The organism is Leisingera sp. ABM4_060, assembly GCF_056158765.1.
This window is the reverse complement of sequence record NZ_JBSWTX010000001.1, coordinates 2,447,519-2,467,929: the sequence shown is the minus strand read 5'-3', so window position 1 is coordinate 2,467,929 and position 20,411 is coordinate 2,447,519. Positions and strand designations below refer to the sequence as shown.

The window sequence follows — 20,411 nt, the reverse complement described above, 5'->3', positions numbered from 1 at the left end:
TTCTCCTGTCAGGCGACGGCTTGGGCGCCGGTGATTTCGACGATGCTTCCGCAAAGGTAGCCGGCCTCATCCGAGGCGAGGAAGGCGATCAGGGCGGCGATTTCCTCAGGCTCGCCAATGCGGCCATAGGGCACCAGCGCGTTGAGGTCGTCGAGGCTGCGGCCGGAACGGGCCAGGTTGCTTTCCAGCATCGGGGTGCGGACTTCTCCCGGCGCGACGCCGTTCACCCGGATCTTGTCCGGCGCATAGTCGCGGGCGAGGTTCTGGGTGAAGGCCACAACAGCGGCCTTGGTGGTGTTATAGGCGATGTGGCCTGGCGCTGGGTGCAGCCCCCATTGCGAGGCGGTATTGACGATGGCGCCGCCGCCCTGGGCCTGCATCACCGGGATCACCGCCTGGCACATGTGGAACAGCGCATCGATGTTGACCTGGAAGGAGAGACTCCAGTCTTCGGGGCTCAGCTCCATCAGCGCCCCGCGGCGCATCAGGCCCGCGTTGTTGCATAGCACGTCTATGCCGCAGCCCTTGGATGTGAGGCCGCGGACAAAGCTGCGGATGGCCTGGGGATCGGTCAGGTCGACGGCGCTGCAGTCTGCCATGCCGCCATCTGTGCGGATTGCGGCGGCCAGATCCTCGGCGGCGGCGGCATTGGTGTCGACGATCCAGACAAAAGCGCCCTCAGCGGCGAGGCGGCGGCAGATTGCGGCGCCAATGCCGCCAGCACCTCCAGTGACAATGGCTGTCTTGTTTTCGAACCGGTTCATGCGGCTACCTCATCTGGCTGGCGCCGTTCACGTCAAGGACGGCACCGGAAAGGGACGATTGCGAGGGGCGCAGGGCAAAGGCGGTGAGTTCTGCTATCTCTGCGGGTTCGGCCATGCGGCCGATGGGAATGCCCGACAGCGCAGCGGCTTCTCCATGTTCTGCGATGTAGGCCTCGGACATCTCCGTGCGGACCCAGCCCGGGGCGAGGGCGGTGGCGGTGATGTTGTCGGATCCGAAGCCGCCCGCGATGCTTTGGGTCAGGTTGACCAGCGCGGCCTTGGTGGCGCCGTAAGACATCGCCTCGGCCCGGTAGCCGCCCTGGGCGGCGCGGGAGGCCATGTTGATGATCCTGCCGCCGCCATGGGTGCGGAAGTGGGTGATGGCAGCGCGGCAGAGGTCCGCCGCCGCCAGAAGGTTCACCTGCACATCGCGCGTCCAGGTGGCCTGCCATTGGTCCAGCGGGTCATCCACCGAGGACGGCGACAGGATGCCGGCATTGTTTACCAGCGCGTGGATGCGGCCGGCCGCGGCTTCCGCCTTGGCCCAGAGCCGGGAAGGGGCGGCGGGGTCGCTGAGATCAGCAGCGAAGCACATGGCGCCGTTGCCGATCTCCGCCGCCAAAGCCTCCGCGGCATCGCCGTTGCGGCCATAGTGGAGCAGCACCCGGGCGCCCTCGCGGGCGAGTTCCCGGGCGATGGCGGCGCCGATGGTGCCGGTGGCGCCGGTCAGCAGCACAGTCTGTCCTGTCAGATGCGCCATGGCTCAGCCTTTCAGATACCAGCCCCAGGGTTTGGAGCGGTCGTAGGTGGTGATCTGCTTGGTCTCCAGGTAGTTGTTCAGCCCCCACTCGCCCAGCTCGCGGCCGATGCCGGACTGTTTGTAGCCGCCCCAGGGCGCTTCGGTGAATGTGGGTTGCGAGCAGTTGACCCAGACGATGCCGGCCCGGAAGGCGCGGGCGACGCGGTTGGCGCGCTCCAGATCGTTGGACATCACCGCTGCGCCGAGGCCGAAGCGGGAGTCATTGGCGAGCGCGATGGCTTCTTCTTCGGTCTTGAAGGGGCGGATGCAGACGACGGGGCCAAAGATCTCCTCGTTCCAGATCCAAGCGTCGGTGGGCACGTCGGCAAAGATCGTGGGTTCGACGTAGCAGCCGTGCTCCAGGCCCGCGGGCACGCCGCCGCCGCAGACCAGCCGGGCGCCTTCGGATTTGCCGTGGTCGATGGCGGCGAGGACCTTCTCGTGCTGTCCTTGGCTGACGAGGGGGCCGAGCAGCACGCCGTCTTCCAGCCCGTGGCCGATCCTGATCTTCTGCGCTTCTTCCGCGAGGCGGGCCAGCAGCGGTTCATAGATGCTTTCTTCGATCAGCACGCGGGAGGTGGCGGAGCAGACCTCGCCCTGGTTCCAGAAGATGCCGAACATAATCCACTCGGCGGCCTCGTCGATATCCGCGTCGCCAAAGACCACCATCGGGGATTTGCCGCCCAGTTCCAGGCTGATGGTTTTGATCTCCTGCGCCGCGGTGGCCATGATGCGGGCGCCGGTGGGGACCGAGCCGGTGAAGGCGAGCTTGTCGACGCCCGGGTGTTCGGTGAGCGGCTGGCCGGCCTCGGGGCCGAAACCGGTGACGATGTTCAAAACGCCTGCGGGCAGGCCTGCGGCGGTGGCGATGCTGCCCAGCTCCAGCGCGGTGAGCGGGGTGAGCTCCGAGGGTTTCAGCACCATGGTACAGCCTGCGGCGAGGGCGGGTGCAACCTTCCAGGCGGCCATCAGCATGGGGAAGTTCCAGGGAATGATGGCGCCGGCCACGCCCACAGGTTCCTTCACCGCCTTGGAGGTGAATTCCGCCATCGGCAGTTCGACGTCCTGTTCGGCGCTGTTATCCAGCCGCTCCGCCAGATCGGCATAGAAGTGGAAGCAGCCGGCGGTGTCTTCGATGTCCCAGACCGCTTCGGGCAGGGGTTTGCCGTTGTCGCGGACTTCGAGGCGGGCGAGCTCATCTGTGCGGCGGGTGATCTCATCCCCCATCCTGCGCAGGATTGCGGCGCGCTCGGCCCCGGTCATGCGCGGCCAGGGGCCAGCATCAAAGGCGGTGCGGGCGGCCTGAACGGCGGCGTCGATGTCGGCGGCACTGCCGCGGGCGACCTGGTGGAAGGTCTCGCGGTTCGAAGGATCCACCACATCGAACAGGGCGCCCGAGGCGGAGGCCGTCCATTTGCCGTTGATGAAGAGTTTATCTTGCATGTCTTTTCTCCGGTGCCGGGCAGTGCCCGGCAAATGTTCAGAAGCGGTCCGCCCTGTAGGCGTGCATGTTGATGTTGGGCTGGTGTCCGGCGATCAAGCTGCGCACCAGCTTGCCGGTGGTGGCGCTGAGGGTGAGGCCAAGCTGGCCGTGGCCGGTGGCCAGGATCACGTTGCCCGCACCCGGAGCCGGGCCGATAATCGGTTTGGTGTCTGGCGTCAGAGGGCGGCGGCCGATGCGGCGCTGGGCGGGTTCCGCCTGCAGGCCGGGCAACACCCGCTTGGCCTTCTCCACCAGGATTTCGGCGCGTTTCCAGTTCGGCTGGGCGTCAAGGCCCGCAAACTCGATGCTGCCCGCGACGGCCAAGCCGCTTTCGTAAGGCGTGATGCCAAAGCCGCCCTTGGCGTAGACCATGGCGTGGGTGACATCGACGCCGGGGGCCGTGAGACTGGTCTGGTAGCCGATCACCCCCTCCATCTGGATCGAAAGACCCAGGTCGCGGGCCAGATCCTTGGACCAGGCGCCGGCTGCCAGCACATATTGGTCGCCGGTGATGGTTTCGCCGCTGTCGGTACGGACGCCGCCCGCACAATTGCCACCCTGCAGGAACGCGGTGGCACGGGCGCATTTCACCGTGCCGCCGCGTTCAGAAAAGACACGGTGCAGCTCGGTCACGAACCGCTTGGTGTCCACCACCGACCGCCAGTCGCGGAACACCGTGGCGCAGGCGAAATCGCCGGCGATGGAGGGTTCCATCTCCCTGGCCTCGTTGCCGGTGATCTCGTCGATCTGGAAGCCGAGCGCGCGGCGCATGTCGTGGAAATCGCGCTCGTGGGCGAGCTCTTCGGCGCTGTCGTATAGCTCCAACACTGGGGTGCTGCGGAGCAGATCCGACAGACCGTAGCGCGCCAGCATGGATTGCAGGTCGGCAAGCGACGGCAGGGTGAGGGCGGCGATATCCCCGCTGATGGATTTGATCCGGCTGGCCCGGGCGTTGGCGGCAAAGCGCAGGAACCAGGGCAGCACCGCAAGCGCGGAGGAAGCGCGCAAGGTCAGCGGCCCCAAAGGGTCCAGCAGCCAGCCCGGCGCCTTCATCATGATGCCGGGTTTGGAGAGCGGGATCACCTCGCTGACGGCAATGGACCCGCAGGACGCCCAGCTGGCGCCCTCGCCAACGGGGCCAGGCTCCAGCACGGTGACCTGATGGCCGTCATCCTGCAGTTCCAGCGCGCAGGAAATGCCGACAACGCCGCCGCCGATGACCACGATATGGCTCATGTTTGTCTTGTCCTAAAAAAGGGCCGGGGGCAGTTGGGGTATGCGTCACCCCCGGCCAAGAGAGAGAGGTTACCAGTTCAGGATCGGTTCCATCGCGGTGCGGAACTCGGCCTTTTCCTGATCGGTGAGCGGGCCCAGCGGGGCGCGGCATTCGCCGACGGGCAGGCCCTGCAGCTCGCAGCCGTATTTGATCTTCTGCACGAACTTGCCGGATTCCAGGATGTTCATGGCGCGGTAGAGCGTTTTCATCATCTCCTTCGCCTTATCCAGGTCGCCCGCCTTGTAGGTGCGGTCGAGGTCGCAGCAGGCCTTGGCCATGCAGTTGGACGGGCCGCAGATCCAGCTGCCGGCACCCCAGAACATGAAGTCCAGCGCGATGTCGTCGGAGCCGGAGACCAGCTGGATCTTGCCTTCGTAGCGCGAGGCGATGTCGATCGCGCGCTGCAGCACGCCGGAGCTTTCCTTGATGCCGATGACGCGGGGGTTATCGGCGAAATGGTCCATCAGTTCGAAGCTGATGTCGTTGCCGTCCTTCAGCGGGTAGGAGTAGAGCACCAGGTTCATGTCGACCTCGGCCAGCACGGTCTCATAGTGCTTGATCAGCTCTTCCTGGGTCGGACGGGTGTAGAAAGGCGGGGCCAGCAGCACGTTGTCATAGCCGATGTCCTTGGCCATGGCGGTCTGTTCGATCACTTCGCGGGTGGCGGGGGCGTTGGTGCCGGCGATCAGGATCTCGTCGTTGTTGGCGAATTCCTTGACGAACTGCAGCACCTGGCGGCGCTCTTCGGTCGATTGGCTGAAATATTCGCCGGTGGAGCCGTTGGGCACCCAGCCGGTGACGCCGGCCTCGCGGAAATGGGTCAGCAGTTTTTCGAAGGCTTTGAAGTCGACGCTGCCGTCCGCGCCGAAGGGGGTGACCAGGGCGGGCATGACGCCCGAGAGTTTGACGTTGTAGCTCATGAGGAGGTCCTTTTGGTGTTGTAGGGGAGGTAGCCGCGCTGCTCGACTTCGGGGAAGGCGTCGCCGCGGCGGACATAGTTGGTATTCTGGGTGAGGGGGCGCGGGGTGAAATCCCAAAGCTCCTCGCGCCCGGCGGAGAGGGCGGTGTCGATCAGCTTGCGTGCGACCTGGCTGGCGATGACGTCGTCCAGCAGGGTGTCGAGCGGCCAGGTCTGTTCGGCCAGTTCAGTCAGGCGGGCCTCGTCTGCGCTGCCCTGGCCTGCCAGATTGACCTGCTCCAGCGGGTCGGCGGCCAGATCGTAGAATTGCGGCGGGTAGGCGCGGGAGATGGTCAGCTTCTTGTCGCCGTCACGGACGCAGACGCGCGGGGCGGAGGTGCCGCCGTCGATGTGTTCGGCAAAGACGGGTCCAGTGAGGGCCTCGCCACGCAGGGCGGGCATCAGGCTGCGGCCATCCAGCGGGGTCTTGATGGCGCTGCCGGTGATGCCGCCGATGTCGAGGAGGGTCGGGAAGATGTCCAAGAGCGAGGCCGGCGCCGCAACCCGGCCCGGGGCGTGCCCTGGATGCGCGATGATCAGCGGTACCTGGATCGCCGGGTTGAACAGGGTCTTTTTGAACCACATGCCGCGCTCGCCGATCATGTCGCCATGGTCGGAGGCAAAGAGCACCACGGTGTTATCTGCATAGCCGCTCGCGTCCAGCGCCTGCATCAGGCGGCCGAACAGGTCATCTACGTAAGAGATCATCCCGTAATAGCCGCGCCGCGCATTGCGGTAGTCCTGATCGCTCAGGTCGCATTTGTCCTGGCCATAGTGGTAGTAGAGCGACTGGCTGTGGGCGTCGCGCTCCTCCACCGGGATATGGGGCACTTGCGGCGCGTCGATGGTCTCTTCCGGGTGGCGGTCCCAGTATGCTTGCGTGGTGACATAGGGGTCATGCGGGTGGGTCAGCGAGACCGTCATCATGAAGGGGCGGGTGTCGTCGCTGCGCGCCCGGGTATAAAGCTCGCGCACCGCGTGGTGGATGACGTCCTCGTCATAGTCGATCTGCATCGACCGGGCGACGGGGCCGGCATCGCGCACGGTGTCGATGGTGGAGACGCCGAAGGTATAGGCGCGCTCCTCGTCCTTGTTGTAGTCGCGGAAATCAGCGTCCGGGGTCCAGGACATGTCGGCCGGGTAGATCTCGGTCGTGAGGCGTTCCTCAAACCCGTGGTACTGGTCGGGGCCGACAAAGTGCATCTTGCCGGAAATGCAGGTGTAATAACCATTGGCCCGCAGGTAATGGGCGAAGGTCGGGGTGGACGCGGTGAACTCGGCGCCGTTGTCATAGGCGCCGATGCGCGAGGGCAGGCGGCCCGCCATCATGCCGAAGCGGGACGGCGCGCAGAGCGGATAGGGGCAATAGGCGTTCTCAAACACCGTGCCGCGTGCCGCCAATGCGTCGATGTTGGGTGTCTTGCAGACAGTGCCGCCATAGGCGTTCAGCACGAAAGACGTAAGCTGATCGACCATGAACAGGATGATGTTGGGTTTTTCCATGGTTAGTCCGTTACTTGAAGACAAGGGCCTGTGGCTTGGTCACCCGCCTGTCGCGTCAGCGGCAGGCACGCGTCCGCCCGCCCCACGGCGGGCGCGTTCCGCGCCCACCCGGGCGAACGCTCACCGTGAAATGGCATCGGTTGCATTTCAGTGCCCCAAGACTTGGCTGAGGAACGTCTTGGTACGTTCGGTCTGCGGGTTGTCGAAGAACTGTTCCGGCGTGCCTTGCTCGACAATCTCGCCATCGGCCATGAAGATCACCCGGTCGGCGACCTGGCGGGCAAAACCCATCTCATGGGTGACGCAGACCATGGTCATGCCCTCTTCGGCCAGCGACACCATCACGTCGAGCACTTCGGAAATCATCTCAGGATCAAGGGCTGAGGTGGGCTCGTCGAACAGCATGATTTCGGGCTTCATGCAGAGCGCGCGGGCGATGGCGACGCGCTGCTGCTGGCCGCCGGACAGCTGGCCGGGGAATTTGTCCGCCTGTTCGGGGATCTTGACCTTGTGCAGGTATTCCATCGCCACCGCCTCAGCCTCTTCGCGCTTCTGCTTGCGGACCAGGATCGGGGCGAGGGTGCAGTTCTCCAGGATGGTCATATGCGGGAACAGGTTGAAGTGCTGGAACACCATGCCGGTCTCGCGGCGGATAGCGTCGATGTGGTCGAGGTTGTCGTCAAGTTCGGTCCCCAGCACGTTGATGGAGCCCGCGTGGTAATCCTCCAGCTTGTTGATGCAGCGGATCAGGGTGGATTTGCCGGAGCCGGAGGGGCCGCAGACGACGATCTTCTCACCCTTGCGGATGTCCAGGTTGATGTTCTTCAGCGCGTGAAAGGCGCCATAGTATTTGTCCATATCGGCGATGCGCACGGCGGTGCCGATGTCAGTAGCAGTTGCGGGCATGGGTTCCTCCCTCAGCGGCTGGCAACGGCCAGGCGGCGTTCCAGATAGGCGCCGTAACGGGACAGCGCGAAGACGAAGACAAAGAAGATGAGCGCGACGAAGCTGTAGACTTCGATATGGGCAAAGCTCCATTCGGCGGTGCCGAAGGCCGCATTGCCCGAGGCCATCACATCAAAGAAGCCGATGATCACAACCAGCGAGGTCTCTTTGAAGGTGATCACGAACTGGTTGATGGTTGGCGGCAGCGCGTTGCGGAAGGCCTGCGGCAGCACGATATAGCTGATGCGGTGCCAGTAGGACATGCCAAGCGCCTTGGCGGCCTCTTCCTGGCCTGCGGGCAGCGCCTGCATGCCGCCGCGGATGATTTCGGCCTGGTAGCAGGCAAAGAACAGCGCGTAGCCGACGATGACGCGGTAGAGCTTGTCGCCGATCAGCCAGCCGGGCAGCACGAAGGGCAGCACGATGGCAAAGGTGAACATGATCGACAGCAAGGGCAGCGAGCGGATGGTGTCGATCACCAGCCCCATGGTGCGGGCGATCCACGGCAGCTCGGACCGGCGCAGCAGGGCAAAGACGATCGATAGCGGCATGCCGATGATGGCGACGGCGGCAAAGACGAAGATGGTCAGCGACAGCCCGCCCCAGCTTTGCGGCGGGATTTCCTTGAGCCCGAAATAGCCGCCCGCCATCAGCACATAGAAGACGGCGAAGCCCGTGAGCCACAGCACCGGCAGGCGTTTGGCGTTCCAGAACCAGGGCACGCAGGACAGTGCTGTGACCAGCACGATGGCGGCGCAGGCGATGGCAGAGCGCCACTGTTCCTCGAACGGGTAGAGGCCGAACAGGATCAGCCGCCAGCGCGCGTCGATCACCGACCAGCAGGCGCCGGCATCATGGCCGCACAGTTCCTTGTCGGCGGCGCTGAACACTGCGTCCAGGACAGCCCAGTTCAGCAGGCTCCACAAGATCCACAGGGTGATGGCGCCGAAGAGGACCGACATGGCGGTATCGAGGCGGGTGGCAAAGTAGCGGGCCCGGATTTGGTCCAGAAAGGTCGGGGTATGATAGGTCTTGGCCATGGCGTGTGCTCCCTCAGATCCGCAGCTGCGTGCCTTTGAGCTTGATCGCGTCGTTCACGCGATTGAGCACCCAGGCCATGGAGTAGTTGATCAGCAGGTAGCCCCCCATCAGGATCCCGATCAGCTCCAGTGTCTGACCGGACTGGTTGATTGAGGTGGAGACCACCATGAAGAAGTCCGCAAAGCCGATGGCGATGCCGATGGTGGTGGCTTTGAACAGCCAGACATACTGGTTGATCATCGTCGGCAGCACCACGCGGATCGCCAGCGGCATGCGGATGCGGCTGAAGATCTGCCAGCGGCTGAGGCCCAGGGCGTGGCCCGCCTCGCTCTGGCCGTCGGGGATGGCGTTGAAGCCGGCGCGGATGATCTCGGCGATATAGGCGGCGCCGTAGATCGAGATGGCGATGATGCAGGCCAGAAGCTCCGGCGAGATGCGGATGCCCTCGCGGTAGTTCAGCCCCTTGAGGTAGGGCATGTTGACCAGCGGCGTGTCCGGCAGGCGGCCCAGCCACATCGATAGGATGCCGAGGGCTATGGCCCCCAGCCACAGCGCGCGGCGCAGGGTTTTCTTGCGCGCCTTGCCCATCCGGGAGAAACGGCGCGCGGCGCCAAGCCAGAGCGACAGGCTGAAGGCCGCGAGCAGGAACAAGAAGGCCAGAAAGACAGAGCCGCCGGAGACATTCAGCCCGGGCACAAAAATGCCGCGGCCGGTGAGCGCAATGGAGTCCCAGACAAAGGGCGCCTGTTTCGGCTTCGGCAGCCCGATCAGCAGCGCGTACCAGAAGAACAGCTGCAAGAGCAGCGGCACGTTGCGGAAGATCTCGACAAATGCAGTGCCCAACAGCTCGGCCATGCCGTTGCCGGAAGTGCGCATGACGCCTGCGGTGACGCCCAGAACGGTTGCCACGGTCAGCCCGATGGCGCCGACAAACATTGAGTTCAGCACGCCGACCAGGATGGCCCGCCAATAGGGAGAGGATGTGGAATAGTCGATCAGGGAGAAGTTGATCTCCCAGCCGGTGGCGCGTTCCAGGAAGCCGAAGCCGGATGTCAGCCCCTGGGCTTCCAGGTTGGTTTGCGCGGTCAGCACAAAGACCACGATCATGATGAACAAGCCGCCGGTGAACCCGGCCTGCAATCCGGCATCGCGCACGGATTTGCTTCTGAGCAACGCTGTCATTTTCTCTCCCCCTTTGTTTGATGGGCAGAGCCGGCTGGCTCTGCCCGGGTTCAAACCGGATCAGTCGATGATCATCGGGTAGAAGACGCCGCCCTCGGTATAGAGCGCGTTGATGCCGCGGGGCAGGTTGTAGGGCGAGCCGGAGCCGATGTTGCGCTCGTAGATCTCGCCGAAATTGCCGACTTCCTTGATCATGTTGTAGGCCCAGTCGTCCTTGAGGCCGAGACGCTCGCCATAGCCCGGAGTCACGCCCAGGAACTTGCCTACGGTGGTCGAGGGCGGGTTGGCCTTGAATTCGTCGACATTGTCGGAGGTGATGCCCTGCGCCTCGGCGTACCACAGCGAGTTCAGCATCCAGTTCTGCACGTCCAGCCAGTCCGGGTCGCCCTCGGGCACGATGATGCCTTCGGCCTCCAGCTCCAGCACGTCGGGCAGAATGACGTGGGCAGTGGGGTCTTCGGCCTCAACCCGGGCCGCGGCCAGGCTGGGCGCCCATTCGATCAGCCCGTCGCAGCGGCCGCCGAAGTAGGAGGTGCGGACCTCGTCGCCCTTTTCAAAGACGATGATCTCGGCGTCGATGTTGTGGCTTTCCAGGTAGGAGGCCAGGACCCGCTCGGTCGAGGTGCCGGCCGAGACGCAGATCGAGCCGCCGTCCAGATCCGCCACGCTCTCGGCTTCGGTTTCTGCATGGGCCATCACCTGAAAGGCGCCGATGAAATAGGGGCGGCTGTAGGCCAGGTTCAGTTCGGTGTCGCGGCTCTGGGTCCAGCCGGAGACCTTGATCACAACGTCGATGTCTCCCGACTGCAGGGCAGGCCAGCGCTGAGCCCAGCTGATCGGTACGATTTCCAGGTTGCCGTCGGACTGGCCGAAGAGGCCCGCGGCCAGTGCTTTGCAGAGGTCGATGTCGACGCCCTTCCAGTTGCCCTGATCGTCCACTTCGGCAAAGCCCAGGAACGAGCCGTTATGGCCCGAGCATAAGAGCGAGCCACGCTCCAGCACAGTGCTGAGGCGGGTGTCGTCAGCGGCAAATGCGGTGCCTGCCGCCAGTGCGGCGGCGCCTGCCACGGCGCTCAAAATTGTTGATTTCATGATTTCCTCCCATTCTTGTCGACATTTTGTCTGCACGTTTTGTGTCGACAATTTGGCGACACGTCAATAAATTTGTTTGGCCCGGCAAATGCTGTATGAGTAGGCAGAGGAGCCGCCTGCCGCCTTTGGAAGAGTAAAAATGACGGAAAATCAGCAGTCTGCACAAAAACACGCAAAGGGGCGCGGGGCCAGGTTCGTGTATGAGGAGCTGCGGCGGGAGATCCTGACGCTGGAGCTGGCACCGGGGGACCCGCTGGATGAGACCAGCCTGTCGCAGCAATTCGCCATGTCACGGTCTCCGATCCGCGAGGCGCTGGTGCGGTTGTCAGCGGACGGGCTGGTGGAAATGCTGTCGAACCGCTCGACCCTGGTGGCGCCGATCCGGCTGGCGGAGTTTCCGCGCTATGTCGAGGCGCTGGATTTTCTGCAGCGTATCAATACCAGGCTGGCGGCCGAATTCCGCAACGCAGCAGATCTGGAACAGATGACCCGTGATGCAGAGGCCTTTGAGGAAGCCTGCCGCAAGAACGATTACCTGCGGATGTCGGCAACCAACCGGGATTTTCACATGACGATCGCGGCGGCGGGGCGGAACCCGTATCTGGCGCGCTCTTACGGGCAGCTGTTGGATGAGGGGCGGCGGCTGTTGCACATGCATTTCGACTATATCCAGTCGTCGGCAACGGACCATCTTCTGACCAGCGAGCATTTCGACATCATCAAGGCGATCCGCAATCAGGACGTGCCGCTGGCAGACAAGCTGGCGCATGAGCATACCCGGCAGTTCCATGACCGGTTCATGAATTTCCTGAGCGCCCGCTACCACTCAGATTTCGAGTTCTGAGCCCGGGGCCGGCCTGGGCTGGCAGACCCCCGGCAATTCCCTTGTGCTTGCAGCGTGCAGGCAGAGCTGGGCCGTTGTGCGGCACAGCCATTTGCGCCCGGACAGCTTTCAAGAAGACAGATCTCTTGTGTTTGCAAGGTCTTAGGGCCTTGCCCGGGCAGTTTCCTGCTGGTGGAAAATTTATCAAATGAAACTGAAATTTATAAAAATATTGCAAATGATAAAATCCTTGGCCTAAAGTCACGCCATCCGATGCGGCCCGCAAGAACCCGCACCAGTCTGACGCGTCCTGAGCAAGGGAGGGAAACATGCTCAAATCACTCAAATTCGGAAAATTCCTGGGCCGGGCCGGCCTGGCCGGCGCGCTGGCGCTGTCCGTTGCCACCCTGGCGTCCGCTGCCGATATGCGCCTGAAATTCGCTGGCACCTTCCCGGTCGATCATCCCGGCACCAAGATGATGGAGCAGATCAAGGCGGATATCGAAGCCGCCGATGTGGGCCTCAAGGTGTCGCTGTTCCCGGCCAACCAGCTGGGCTCCGGCGAAGCGCTGATGGAAGACACCATCCGCGGCAACATCGATTTCACCGCCGCCTTTATCTACAGCCACAAGGATCCGCGGCTGGAGTTTCTGTCGATGCCGTTCCTCGTCAACAATTTCGACGAGATGGACAGCATCATGCGCAATATGGACAGCCCTTTCAACCAGATCCTGCAGGAGCGTCTGAACGAGCTGGGCCTGCGCCTTTTGGCCAATAACCCCGAAGGCTTTACCGGCATCGTTGCCAACAAGAAGCCGGAGAACTGGAATGTTCTGGGCGGGAAAAACATGAACATCCGCGTCTGGTCCTCGCCGGTGGTGAAGAACATGGTCGAGGGGCTGGGGTTCCAGGCAACCACCATGGCCTGGGGCGACATCTTCCCGGCGCTGCAATCCGGCATCGTGGACGGCGCCATCTGCTGCACCAAATCGGCGACCTATTCGATCTTTGCGCAGTCGGATGTGGGCAAATACTACGTCCAGTACAACTCGGTGTCCGAGCTGACATCTTACTACGCATCGGAAAAGACCTGGGCCAAGCTGGACGACGCGCAGCGCGCGGCCGTGCAGGCCGCCTTTACCAAGGCGTCGGATGACTTCTTTGCCTACAACCGCGAGAACGACGCCAAGTTCGGCGAGCTGCTGCAGGAAAAGGGCTATGAGATCCTGGCCCTGAACGACGAAGAGCAGGCAGCGATGGCCGCCTGGGTGCGTGAAAACATCTGGCCGACCATGGTCGACACCATTGGCCAGGACACGCTGGACCGTCTGACCGCGGAGTAATCCAAGGACCGGGCCGGCGGCATCCTGTGCTGCCGGCCTTCTTCTGCCATGGCGAAAGGGGAGGGCTGATGAGCGAGATTACCGAAAGACTGCCGCATGGCGCAGCTGCTCCGCTGCGGGCGGCGCTGCGGTTCATGCGACTGTTCGTGGCCGCAGGCGGCCTGTTGATGGCGCTGACCTTCATGGCCGTGGTGATCATCCGCTACGGCTTTGCCGGCAATCTGTTTGCCTATGAGGAATGGCTGCTGGCGATCAGCTTTTGGACCTTCTTCTTTGGTGCTGCTTTGGCCGGCGAAAAGAAATCCCACGTCAATGCCGATATTCTGGGCGTGGTGCTGGGCGACGGCAAACTGGCCTGGGCGCGCGGCATCCTTGTCTACCTGATCGAGATCGTTATCGGCGCCTATATCGTCTACTGGTGCTACCTGGCGGTGGAGAGCGAGATCATTGCCTACCCGCTGTGGGAGCGGACCACGGCGCTGAAAATCCCCGCTGTTTTCCCCCGTGCTGCAATCATGACCGGCTTTGCCTTCATGACCCTCTTCAATGCGATTTACTTCGTGCTGCACCTCATTGATGGGCCTGATTCCTATCACGCGCCCCGCCCCGAGGAGGACGACGCATGATCATCTTTGGCAGCATTGTCATTATCTGCGGCCTGCTGTTGCTGGGCGTCAGCGTCTATATCGCCTTTGGTGCGGTCCTGCTGTTCCTTGCCATGACCGGCGGCCATGACATCACCGGCTATCTGCCTGCGGGCTACTGGAAGATGAACACGCTGGTTCTTCTGGCAATCCCGTTGTTCATGATTTCCGGCGCGATCATGGAAAAGGGCAAGATCGCCGCACCGCTGGTGGCGCTGGCGGAGCTGTTCATCGGCCATATCAAGGGCGGGCTGTCTGCCGCTGCGGTGGTTGCCTCGGGCATTTTCGGGTCGATCTCTGGCAGTGCGAATGCGACGCTGACCTGTATTGGCGGCATCATGATGCCGCATCTGCGCAAGGCGAATTACCCCGACGGCCTGTCGGCGGCGCTGATCGTTAGCGCCAGCCCCCTGGGCCTGCTGATCCCGCCGAGCTCTTCGCATATCCTGTATGCCTGGGTGGCGCAGCAATCGGTGCTGAAGGCGTTCCTGTCGACCGTCTTTCCGGGCATCATCCTGATCATCCTGCTGATCGCCACCAACCAGTTTGCCCTGCGCAAGTACAAGGACATCAAGACCACCGAGAAGCCGGTGGATTTCGCACCGCAGTTCAAGCTGCAGACGCGCCAGGCGATGCCCGCGCTGCTGATGCCGCTGATCATCCTGGGCGGTATTTACGGCGGCATCATGACCCCGACCGAGGCGGCGGGCGTGGCGGTGGTCTATTCGATCCCGATTGCCATCTATGTCTATCGCGGCCTCAGCTGGCGCGGGCTGATGCAGACGCTGACCGGCGCGGGCATCACCATCGGTGTTGTGATGACGATGATCTTCATGGTGCTGATCGTCTCGCGCTTCCTGATCTTCGAAGACATTCCGAACATCGCCCGCGATCTGGTGTTCTCGGTCTCGGAGAACCCGATTGTGATCCTGCTGATGGTCAATCTGGTGATGATCCTGATCGGGATGCTGATGGACGATATCTCGGGCCTCTTACTGGCGACGCCGCTTTTGTTGCCCATCGTGCGCGATGTCGGGGTTGATCCGATCCATTTCGCCGCCATTCTGGGTGTGAATCTGGGCATGGCCAATGTCACGCCGCCCACCGCGCCGCTGCTCTATCTGGGGGCGCAGGTGACCGAGACGCCGGTGGGCAAGATGCTGGGGCCGACGCTTCTGTTCATCTTCTGCGCCTGGCTGCCGACACTGGCGCTGACCACTTTCGTTCCTCAGTTGTCGCTCTGGCTGCCGGATGTGCTGCTGAGCCGCTGAGGCCTCCCCGGGCGGCAAGATGATCCCCCGCGCCGCCCGGGGCCTTGAACTTCCCCGTTGCAAAGATTGCAAATGTAAAATCTTTTGCAGCGGGGTGTATCGAACGGATCGGGCTGCACCCTTGGCAATTGCAGGGGAGCCTTGGATGCAACAGGAGACGCCGGCCGGCATGAATACCTACCTTCACGTAAGCGACAGGCTGAAGGAACTGTTTCCGCAGCTTCCGCGCGCGCTGAAGGTGGCGGCGACCTATATGCTTGAGCATCCGGGCGATATCGCGACGCTGTCGATGCGGCAGGTGGCTGGGAATGCGGGTGTTTCGCTGCCGAATTTCTCGCGCCTGGCCAAGGCGCTGGGATTTGAGACCTACAGCGAACTGCGCGAGGTCTACCGCAAGCAGGTGCAGCAGAACGATATAAACGAGTATCACCTGCGGGCCGAGAACCTGCAGAAATCCGGCGGCGATCAAGCGGCGCGGGAGGTCTGGGAAGACTTCCGCAAATCCACGATTGGCAACCTGACGGCGATCTTCGATTCCATCGATCCCGACTATTTTGCCAGCGTCGCCAAGGAGCTCAACGACGCCGAGCAGGTCTATGTGGTGGGGATGCAGGCCTCGGCCAGCTTCTCGGCCTATGCCCACTACATCGGCGGCATGGCCAGCGGCAAGGTGCGGCTGGTGCGTGGCGAGGGCGGAGTGTTTGCCGACCCGGTCGCCGACATTGGCGCAGGCGACGTAATGATTGCCATCAGCCAGCAGCCCTGCGCGCGGGCTGCGATCGAGCTGGCCATGCTGGCGCGGGAGCGCGGTGCCAAGGTGATTGCGATCACCGACAGCCCGGCCTCCCCCATCGCGATGGAAGCGGACTATGTGCTGCTGGGACCGAACCGCAGCCCGCTGTTCTTTGAATCCTATGTCGGAACCACGGTGCTGATCGAGGCGCTGATCGGCTTTTTCACCATTGGCCAGCCCAGCGGCGTGGTGGAGCGGATCGAGCGGATCGAGGCCGACCGGCTGCGCATGAACGAATACTGGAAAAACAAGAAAGTCTGAGCCATGACCGCCACCGAGACCCTGACCCTTCTGGCTTGCCAGATCAGCATCCCGCCGATGACCAGCGCGGTGGAGCGCGATGCGCATCTGGCGGCCTCGGCGGCCAAGGTGCGGGCGCAATTGGAGGCAGCGGATGGCAAGGTGGATCTGGTGGTGCTGCCGGAGCTGTCCAGCATCGACTATGCCCGCGATACTTTTGCCCGGCTTGATGAGATCGCCGAGCCACTGGACGGCGCCTCGTTCCAGGCCTGGCGGCAGGTGGCTCAGGAGTTCGGCGTGCATGTGTCCTACGGGTTTGCCCGGGCAGGGGCGGGCGGCCCCTTCATCAGCATCGGCGTGGTTGGCCCGGACGGGGAACTTGCGGGGCATTACGACAAGCTGCATCTGGCGCAATACGGCGCCTCGATGGAGAAGGAATACTTCAACCGCGGCAGCCACCTGTTTGTGTTTGAGGTCAACGGCTTCCGCCTGGCGCCGATCATTTGCTACGACATCCGCATCCCGGAGCTGGCGCGGACCTTGGTGGTGGACCACGGGGTCGACGCGATCCTGCATTGCGGCGCCTATTACCGGGATGAGAGCTTTCACACCTGGCATCCCTTTGCGATTGCCCGGGCGCTGGAAAACCAAGTGTTCTTCCTGTCGCTAAACCGGGCCGGGGAGACCTATGGCAACTCGCTGTTCTGCCTGCCGTGGCAGGACGAGAACACCCCGCCGGTGGAATTTGCCGAAACGGAGGAAGACTTTCGCCTGATCACCCTGAACCGCGAAACCCAGGCCAAGGCGCGGCGGGATTACACGTTCCTCAAGGACCGGCTGGACGATTACCGGATCAGTGTGCTGTCCGCTTAACTCCGGATGCGGGGCGTGCGGCCGGCCTTGTAATACGCTCCGCTGTCTTCGCGGGTGGCCTCGTAATCTGCGATGCGCTGCTGGGCGTCCTCGCCGCCAAGCGCCACGAGATGGCCCAGCAGGCATTCCAGCACCGCCATCGCGCCGCCGTAACAGCCGAAGTAGTGGTGCGACTGGGTGGTGATGGGGAAGACCACATCGGGGTCGATCTGCGGCGCGATCACCTCGCTGTCGGAAATCACGATCAGCCTGGCCCCGCGGGTGCGGGCATAGCGCAGGGACTGGATGGTCTCGGCGGAGTAGGGGGCGAAGGTGATGGCGATCAGGCAATCCTGCTCATTGGCGCCGATCAGTTCATCCACCGCCGATCCCATGTGGCGGGGGATCAGCTGCAGGCCGGGCAGGGCCATACGGCCGACGTAGTGGAAGTAATAGGCCATCGCATAGCTGGAGCGGGTGGCCGTCACGTAGCAGTTGCGTGCCCCGGTCATGCAGCGAAGGGCCGCCGCGATCCGGTCCTGCGACATCATCCGCAAGGAGCGTGAGATGATATTGATCTCGTTCCGGGCCAGCCTTCCTTGTGTCTGGGCCAGGTTGTCGCCGTCGTCCAGCTGGGCAATCCAGTCGGCGCCCATCTGGTCTTCGCGCTCGGTCACCAGCGCGTGGCGGAACGGGTCGCGGAAGGGTTCAAACCCGTCAAACCCCATCTTTTGCGCCAGCCGGACCAGCGAGTTGGGACTGACCCCGATTTTCTCTGCTGAGACGCGGATCGGGTCCATGCCGAAGTCGCCGGGGTTGTCGATGATGTACTTGGCGATCACCTTGAGCCGCGGCGGCAGGCCGCCGATGGCGGCTTTGAGATCGGCGAGGAGACGGGCTTTGCGGTTCATGTCCATGGCTCAATAAGAACGAATGTTCTTGAATAGGCAAATTGAAAACATGGGCGGAGAGGGCAATCTGGCGCAAATCTGAGTTTTAGAGAAAGACAGGCCCATGTCCCTTCCTTCCCACGCCTCGGTCGTTGTCATAGGCGGCGGCATCATGGGGTGCTCGACGCTGTACCACTTGGCCCAGATGGGGGTAAGCGATGCGATCCTCTTGGAGCGCAACAAGCTGACCAGCGGCACCACCTGGCATTCGGCCGCGCAAGTGCGGGCGCTGCGCCATTCCCAGAACCTGACCCGGATGATCCAGTATTCGGTGGATCTCTACTCGCGGCTGGAGCAGGAGACCGGCCAGTCGGTGGGCTGGATCCAGAAGGGCAGCCTGTCGATTGCCACCAACCCGGACCGGATGACCCACATCAAGCGGCAGGAGGCGCTGGCCCAGGCCTATAGTGTGCGGGCGCAGTCGGTGAGTGCGGAGGAGGCCAGGGAACGCTGGCCGCTGATGAATGCGGAAGACGTGATTGGCGCGGTCTGGTCGCCGGATGACGGGCGGGTGTCGCCGTCGGATGTCTGCGCGGCGCTTGTCAAGGCGGCCAAGGGGCTGGGCGCGAAGATTTTTGAGAACACCGGTGTCACCGGCATCCTGACCGGGAACGGCAAGGTCGTGGGGGTCGAGACCACGCAAGGCACCGTGATGTGCGATGCGATTGCGCTGTGCACCGGACTGTGGTCGCGCGAGGTGGGCGCTATGGCCGGGGCCGAAGTGCCCGCGCTGGCCTGTGAGCATTTCTATCTGCTGACCAAGCCGATTGACGGGATCACGGGCAATACGCCGACGCTCAGCGACCACGACAACCACCTCTATATCCGCGACGACAGCGGCGGGCTGCTGGTGGGCTGCTTTGAACCGATGGGCAAGCCGATCAAGCCGGGCGTGCTGGACGAAAGCTTTGAATTCGGCCTGCTGCCTGAGGATTGGGAACATTTCGAGCCGATGATGATGAACGCGCTGCACCGTCTGCCCGCGCTGGAGACGGCAGAGGTGAAGATGCTGCTGAATGGCCCCGAAAGTTTTACCCCGGATGGGATGTTCATGCTGGGTGAAACCGCGGAGACCAAAGGGTTGTTCCTGGGTTGCGGCATGAATTCGGTTGGGCTCGCCTCGGGCGGCGGCGCGGGCATGAATCTGGCCCATTGTATTGTGCATGGCCACACCGCCTATGACCTGGGCGAAGCGGACGCCAAGCGGTTTGCCCCTGTTTACAACAGTCTGGAGCATCTGATGGCGCGCGCGCCGGAGATTCTGGGCACCCATTACGAAATTGCGTATCCGGGGCGGCAGCTCTCAACGGCCCGGGGTCTGCGCGCCTTGCCGCTGGAGGCTGAATACAAAGCGGCGGGCGCGCATTTCACCCAAGTCTATGGCTGGGAGCGGCCGCTGTATTTCGGTAAGACCGCTGAGCCGCGAATGACCTTTGGCAAGCCTGACTGGTTCGGGAATGTGAAGGCCGAGGTGATGGCGGCGCAGGAGAAGGCTGCGGTCTTTGACGCCTCGCCATTTGGCAAGATCGAGGTGCAGGGGCCGGATGCGGAAGCCTTCCTGCAGCACACCTGCGCGTCGAACATGGGTAAGGCGCCGGGCAGCGCGATTTATACTGCGGTGCTGAATGAGCGCGGCACCTATGAAAGCGACATCACCGCGCACCGGATTGCGGAGGATCATTACCGGTTATTTGTCGGCACCAATGCGATCAAGCGCGACTTTGCCTGGTTCAAGCGTCATTCTGAGGGCTTTGACGTGACTCTGACTGACAGCACCGAAGATTATGCAGTGCTGGGTCTGATGGGGCCTGAGGCGGCGCGGATCATTGCAGAGTGCGGCGCGCCGGAGCTGAACGAACTGGGCTACTTCAAGGTTGGCCCCGCGCATGTGGCGGGCTGCCATGTTCGGGCTGTGCGGATGTCTTATGTGGGCGAGGCTGGCTGGGAATTGACCATGAAGGCCGAGAATGCCTCGAAGGTCTATGCCGCGCTGACGGCCGCCGGGGCAGTGCCTGCGGGGATGTTAGCGCAGACCTCGATGCGGGTAGAGAAGGGCTTTGCCGCGATGGGGCATGAGCTGGACAGCGATACCAGCCCGGTAGAGGCGGGGCTGGACATGCTGGTCTCCAAGAAGAAGAGCTTCATCGGCTCCGAGGCGCTGGCTGGGCGGCGCAAGGATGCCACGCGGGCACTGATGACGGTGATTATCGAGGATAAGAGCGCCGTGCCGCTGGGGCATGAGCCGGTTTATGCGGGCGGCAGGATTGTCGGGCACACCACCACGGCCTGTTTCGGCTACCGGGTCGGCAAGCCGATCGCGCTGGCCTATGTCCGCATGGAGGATGCGGACGGGGCTGCGGCTGAGGTCGATATTGCAGGCACCCGGTTTGCCGCGCGTCTGCAGTTTGACTGCGCCTTTGACCCGAGCGGCAGCCGGATGAAAGGATAGCTT

Annotated in this window: 18 protein-coding genes; 7 read left to right on the top strand and 11 right to left on the bottom strand. The window is 63.2% G+C overall.

Annotated elements, in window-relative coordinates; all coding sequences use genetic code 11:
- Positions 1-8 precede the first annotated feature (8 nt).
- From ACXAEH_RS11870 to ACXAEH_RS11825, 10 genes are all read right to left on the bottom strand, one after another.
- Complete coding sequence (locus ACXAEH_RS11870; RefSeq protein ID WP_475033011.1) at positions 9-764, bottom strand: SDR family NAD(P)-dependent oxidoreductase; 756 nt, start codon at positions 762-764, stop codon at positions 9-11.
- A gap of 4 nt (positions 765-768) precedes the next feature.
- A complete protein-coding gene (locus tag ACXAEH_RS11865; RefSeq protein ID WP_475033009.1) occupies positions 769-1,524 on the bottom strand; it encodes an SDR family NAD(P)-dependent oxidoreductase in 756 nt (251 codons plus the stop codon).
- Positions 1,525-1,527: 3 nt separating this feature from the next.
- On the bottom strand, positions 1,528-3,006 hold the full coding sequence (locus ACXAEH_RS11860) for an aldehyde dehydrogenase family protein (protein ID WP_475033007.1): 1,479 nt from the start codon (positions 3,004-3,006) through the stop codon (positions 1,528-1,530).
- A 37-nt stretch (positions 3,007-3,043) separates the two neighbouring features.
- Entirely contained in the window at positions 3,044-4,282 is a 1,239-nt protein-coding gene (locus ACXAEH_RS11855; protein ID WP_475033006.1) for an NAD(P)/FAD-dependent oxidoreductase, read from the bottom strand.
- A 69-nt stretch (positions 4,283-4,351) separates the two neighbouring features.
- Positions 4,352-5,242 carry a 4-hydroxy-tetrahydrodipicolinate synthase gene (dapA, locus tag ACXAEH_RS11850; protein ID WP_475033004.1) on the bottom strand — a complete coding sequence of 297 codons (891 nt, stop codon included), beginning with the start codon at positions 5,240-5,242 and terminating at the stop codon, positions 4,352-4,354.
- Positions 5,239-6,783 carry a choline-sulfatase gene (gene betC, locus ACXAEH_RS11845; RefSeq protein WP_475033003.1) on the bottom strand — a complete coding sequence of 515 codons (1,545 nt, stop codon included), beginning with the start codon at positions 6,781-6,783 and terminating at the stop codon, positions 5,239-5,241. Before betC ends, dapA begins: the two co-directional genes overlap by 4 nt.
- Positions 6,784-6,930: 147 nt before the next feature.
- Positions 6,931-7,689, bottom strand: a complete 759-nt coding sequence (locus tag ACXAEH_RS11840) for an amino acid ABC transporter ATP-binding protein (RefSeq protein WP_475033002.1) — start codon at positions 7,687-7,689, stop codon at positions 6,931-6,933.
- A gap of 11 nt (positions 7,690-7,700) precedes the next feature.
- Positions 7,701-8,768 carry an amino acid ABC transporter permease gene (locus tag ACXAEH_RS11835; RefSeq protein ID WP_475033000.1) on the bottom strand — a complete coding sequence of 356 codons (1,068 nt, stop codon included), beginning with the start codon at positions 8,766-8,768 and terminating at the stop codon, positions 7,701-7,703.
- A 13-nt stretch (positions 8,769-8,781) separates the two neighbouring features.
- Positions 8,782-9,951 (bottom strand): amino acid ABC transporter permease, encoded by a 1,170-nt coding sequence (locus tag ACXAEH_RS11830; RefSeq protein ID WP_475032999.1) that lies wholly within the window; start codon positions 9,949-9,951, stop codon positions 8,782-8,784.
- A gap of 60 nt (positions 9,952-10,011) precedes the next feature.
- Positions 10,012-11,043, bottom strand: a complete 1,032-nt coding sequence (locus tag ACXAEH_RS11825; protein WP_475032998.1) for a transporter substrate-binding domain-containing protein — start codon at positions 11,041-11,043, stop codon at positions 10,012-10,014.
- Between the two features lie 196 nt (positions 11,044-11,239).
- Here ACXAEH_RS11825 and ACXAEH_RS11820 point away from each other — a divergent pair, with 196 nt between their 5' ends.
- The 6 genes from ACXAEH_RS11820 to ACXAEH_RS11795 all read left to right on the top strand — a co-directional run bounded on the left by ACXAEH_RS11820 (position 11,240) and on the right by ACXAEH_RS11795 (position 17,030).
- Positions 11,240-11,887 (top strand): GntR family transcriptional regulator, encoded by a 648-nt coding sequence (locus ACXAEH_RS11820; RefSeq protein ID WP_475032997.1) that lies wholly within the window; start codon positions 11,240-11,242, stop codon positions 11,885-11,887.
- 308 nt (positions 11,888-12,195) lie between these two features.
- Positions 12,196-13,209 (top strand): TRAP transporter substrate-binding protein DctP, encoded by a 1,014-nt coding sequence (dctP, locus tag ACXAEH_RS11815; RefSeq protein WP_475032995.1) that lies wholly within the window; start codon positions 12,196-12,198, stop codon positions 13,207-13,209.
- Between the two features lie 68 nt (positions 13,210-13,277).
- A complete protein-coding gene (locus tag ACXAEH_RS11810; protein ID WP_475032994.1) occupies positions 13,278-13,835 on the top strand; it encodes a TRAP transporter small permease in 558 nt (185 codons plus the stop codon).
- Positions 13,832-15,124, top strand: a complete 1,293-nt coding sequence (locus ACXAEH_RS11805) for a TRAP transporter large permease (protein ID WP_475032993.1) — start codon at positions 13,832-13,834, stop codon at positions 15,122-15,124. The genes ACXAEH_RS11810 and ACXAEH_RS11805 overlap by 4 nt, the downstream gene beginning before the upstream one ends.
- A gap of 169 nt (positions 15,125-15,293) precedes the next feature.
- Positions 15,294-16,178 (top strand): MurR/RpiR family transcriptional regulator, encoded by an 885-nt coding sequence (locus ACXAEH_RS11800; RefSeq protein ID WP_475032991.1) that lies wholly within the window; start codon positions 15,294-15,296, stop codon positions 16,176-16,178.
- Positions 16,179-16,181: 3 nt separating this feature from the next.
- Positions 16,182-17,030: a carbon-nitrogen hydrolase family protein gene (locus tag ACXAEH_RS11795; protein ID WP_475032990.1), complete on the top strand. Its 849-nt coding sequence runs from the start codon at positions 16,182-16,184 to the stop codon at positions 17,028-17,030.
- Here ACXAEH_RS11795 and ACXAEH_RS11790 read toward each other — a convergent pair.
- Positions 17,027-17,926 carry a MurR/RpiR family transcriptional regulator gene (locus ACXAEH_RS11790; RefSeq protein ID WP_475032989.1) on the bottom strand — a complete coding sequence of 300 codons (900 nt, stop codon included), beginning with the start codon at positions 17,924-17,926 and terminating at the stop codon, positions 17,027-17,029. The genes ACXAEH_RS11795 and ACXAEH_RS11790 overlap by 4 nt on opposite strands.
- A 97-nt stretch (positions 17,927-18,023) precedes the next feature.
- On the opposite strand from ACXAEH_RS11790, the gene ACXAEH_RS11785 reads away from it, so the two are divergent.
- Positions 18,024-20,408: a GcvT family protein gene (locus ACXAEH_RS11785; protein WP_475032987.1), complete on the top strand. Its 2,385-nt coding sequence runs from the start codon at positions 18,024-18,026 to the stop codon at positions 20,406-20,408.
- Positions 20,409-20,411 lie beyond the last annotated feature (3 nt).

Bases quoted from the DNA above. Each gene is read 5' to 3' on its own strand.
- ACXAEH_RS11870 (WP_475033011.1), bottom strand. From the start codon at position 764: ATGAACCGGTTCGAAAACAAGACAGCCATTGTCACTGGAGGTGCTGGC.
- ACXAEH_RS11865 (WP_475033009.1), bottom strand. From the start codon at position 1,524: ATGGCGCATCTGACAGGACAGACTGTGCTGCTGACCGGCGCCACCGGC.
- ACXAEH_RS11860 (WP_475033007.1), bottom strand. From the start codon at position 3,006: ATGCAAGATAAACTCTTCATCAACGGCAAATGGACGGCCTCCGCCTCG.
- ACXAEH_RS11855 (WP_475033006.1), bottom strand. From the start codon at position 4,282: ATGAGCCATATCGTGGTCATCGGCGGCGGCGTTGTCGGCATTTCCTGC.
- dapA (WP_475033004.1), bottom strand. From the start codon at position 5,242: ATGAGCTACAACGTCAAACTCTCGGGCGTCATGCCCGCCCTGGTCACC.
- betC (WP_475033003.1), bottom strand. From the start codon at position 6,783: ATGGAAAAACCCAACATCATCCTGTTCATGGTCGATCAGCTTACGTCT.
- ACXAEH_RS11840 (WP_475033002.1), bottom strand. From the start codon at position 7,689: ATGCCCGCAACTGCTACTGACATCGGCACCGCCGTGCGCATCGCCGAT.
- ACXAEH_RS11835 (WP_475033000.1), bottom strand. From the start codon at position 8,768: ATGGCCAAGACCTATCATACCCCGACCTTTCTGGACCAAATCCGGGCC.
- ACXAEH_RS11830 (WP_475032999.1), bottom strand. From the start codon at position 9,951: ATGACAGCGTTGCTCAGAAGCAAATCCGTGCGCGATGCCGGATTGCAG.
- ACXAEH_RS11825 (WP_475032998.1), bottom strand. From the start codon at position 11,043: ATGAAATCAACAATTTTGAGCGCCGTGGCAGGCGCCGCCGCACTGGCG.
- dctP (WP_475032995.1), top strand. From the start codon at position 12,196: ATGCTCAAATCACTCAAATTCGGAAAATTCCTGGGCCGGGCCGGCCTG.
- ACXAEH_RS11810 (WP_475032994.1), top strand. From the start codon at position 13,278: ATGAGCGAGATTACCGAAAGACTGCCGCATGGCGCAGCTGCTCCGCTG.
- ACXAEH_RS11805 (WP_475032993.1), top strand. From the start codon at position 13,832: ATGATCATCTTTGGCAGCATTGTCATTATCTGCGGCCTGCTGTTGCTG.
- ACXAEH_RS11800 (WP_475032991.1), top strand. From the start codon at position 15,294: ATGAATACCTACCTTCACGTAAGCGACAGGCTGAAGGAACTGTTTCCG.
- ACXAEH_RS11795 (WP_475032990.1), top strand. From the start codon at position 16,182: ATGACCGCCACCGAGACCCTGACCCTTCTGGCTTGCCAGATCAGCATC.
- ACXAEH_RS11790 (WP_475032989.1), bottom strand. From the start codon at position 17,926: ATGGACATGAACCGCAAAGCCCGTCTCCTCGCCGATCTCAAAGCCGCC.
- ACXAEH_RS11785 (WP_475032987.1), top strand. From the start codon at position 18,024: ATGTCCCTTCCTTCCCACGCCTCGGTCGTTGTCATAGGCGGCGGCATC.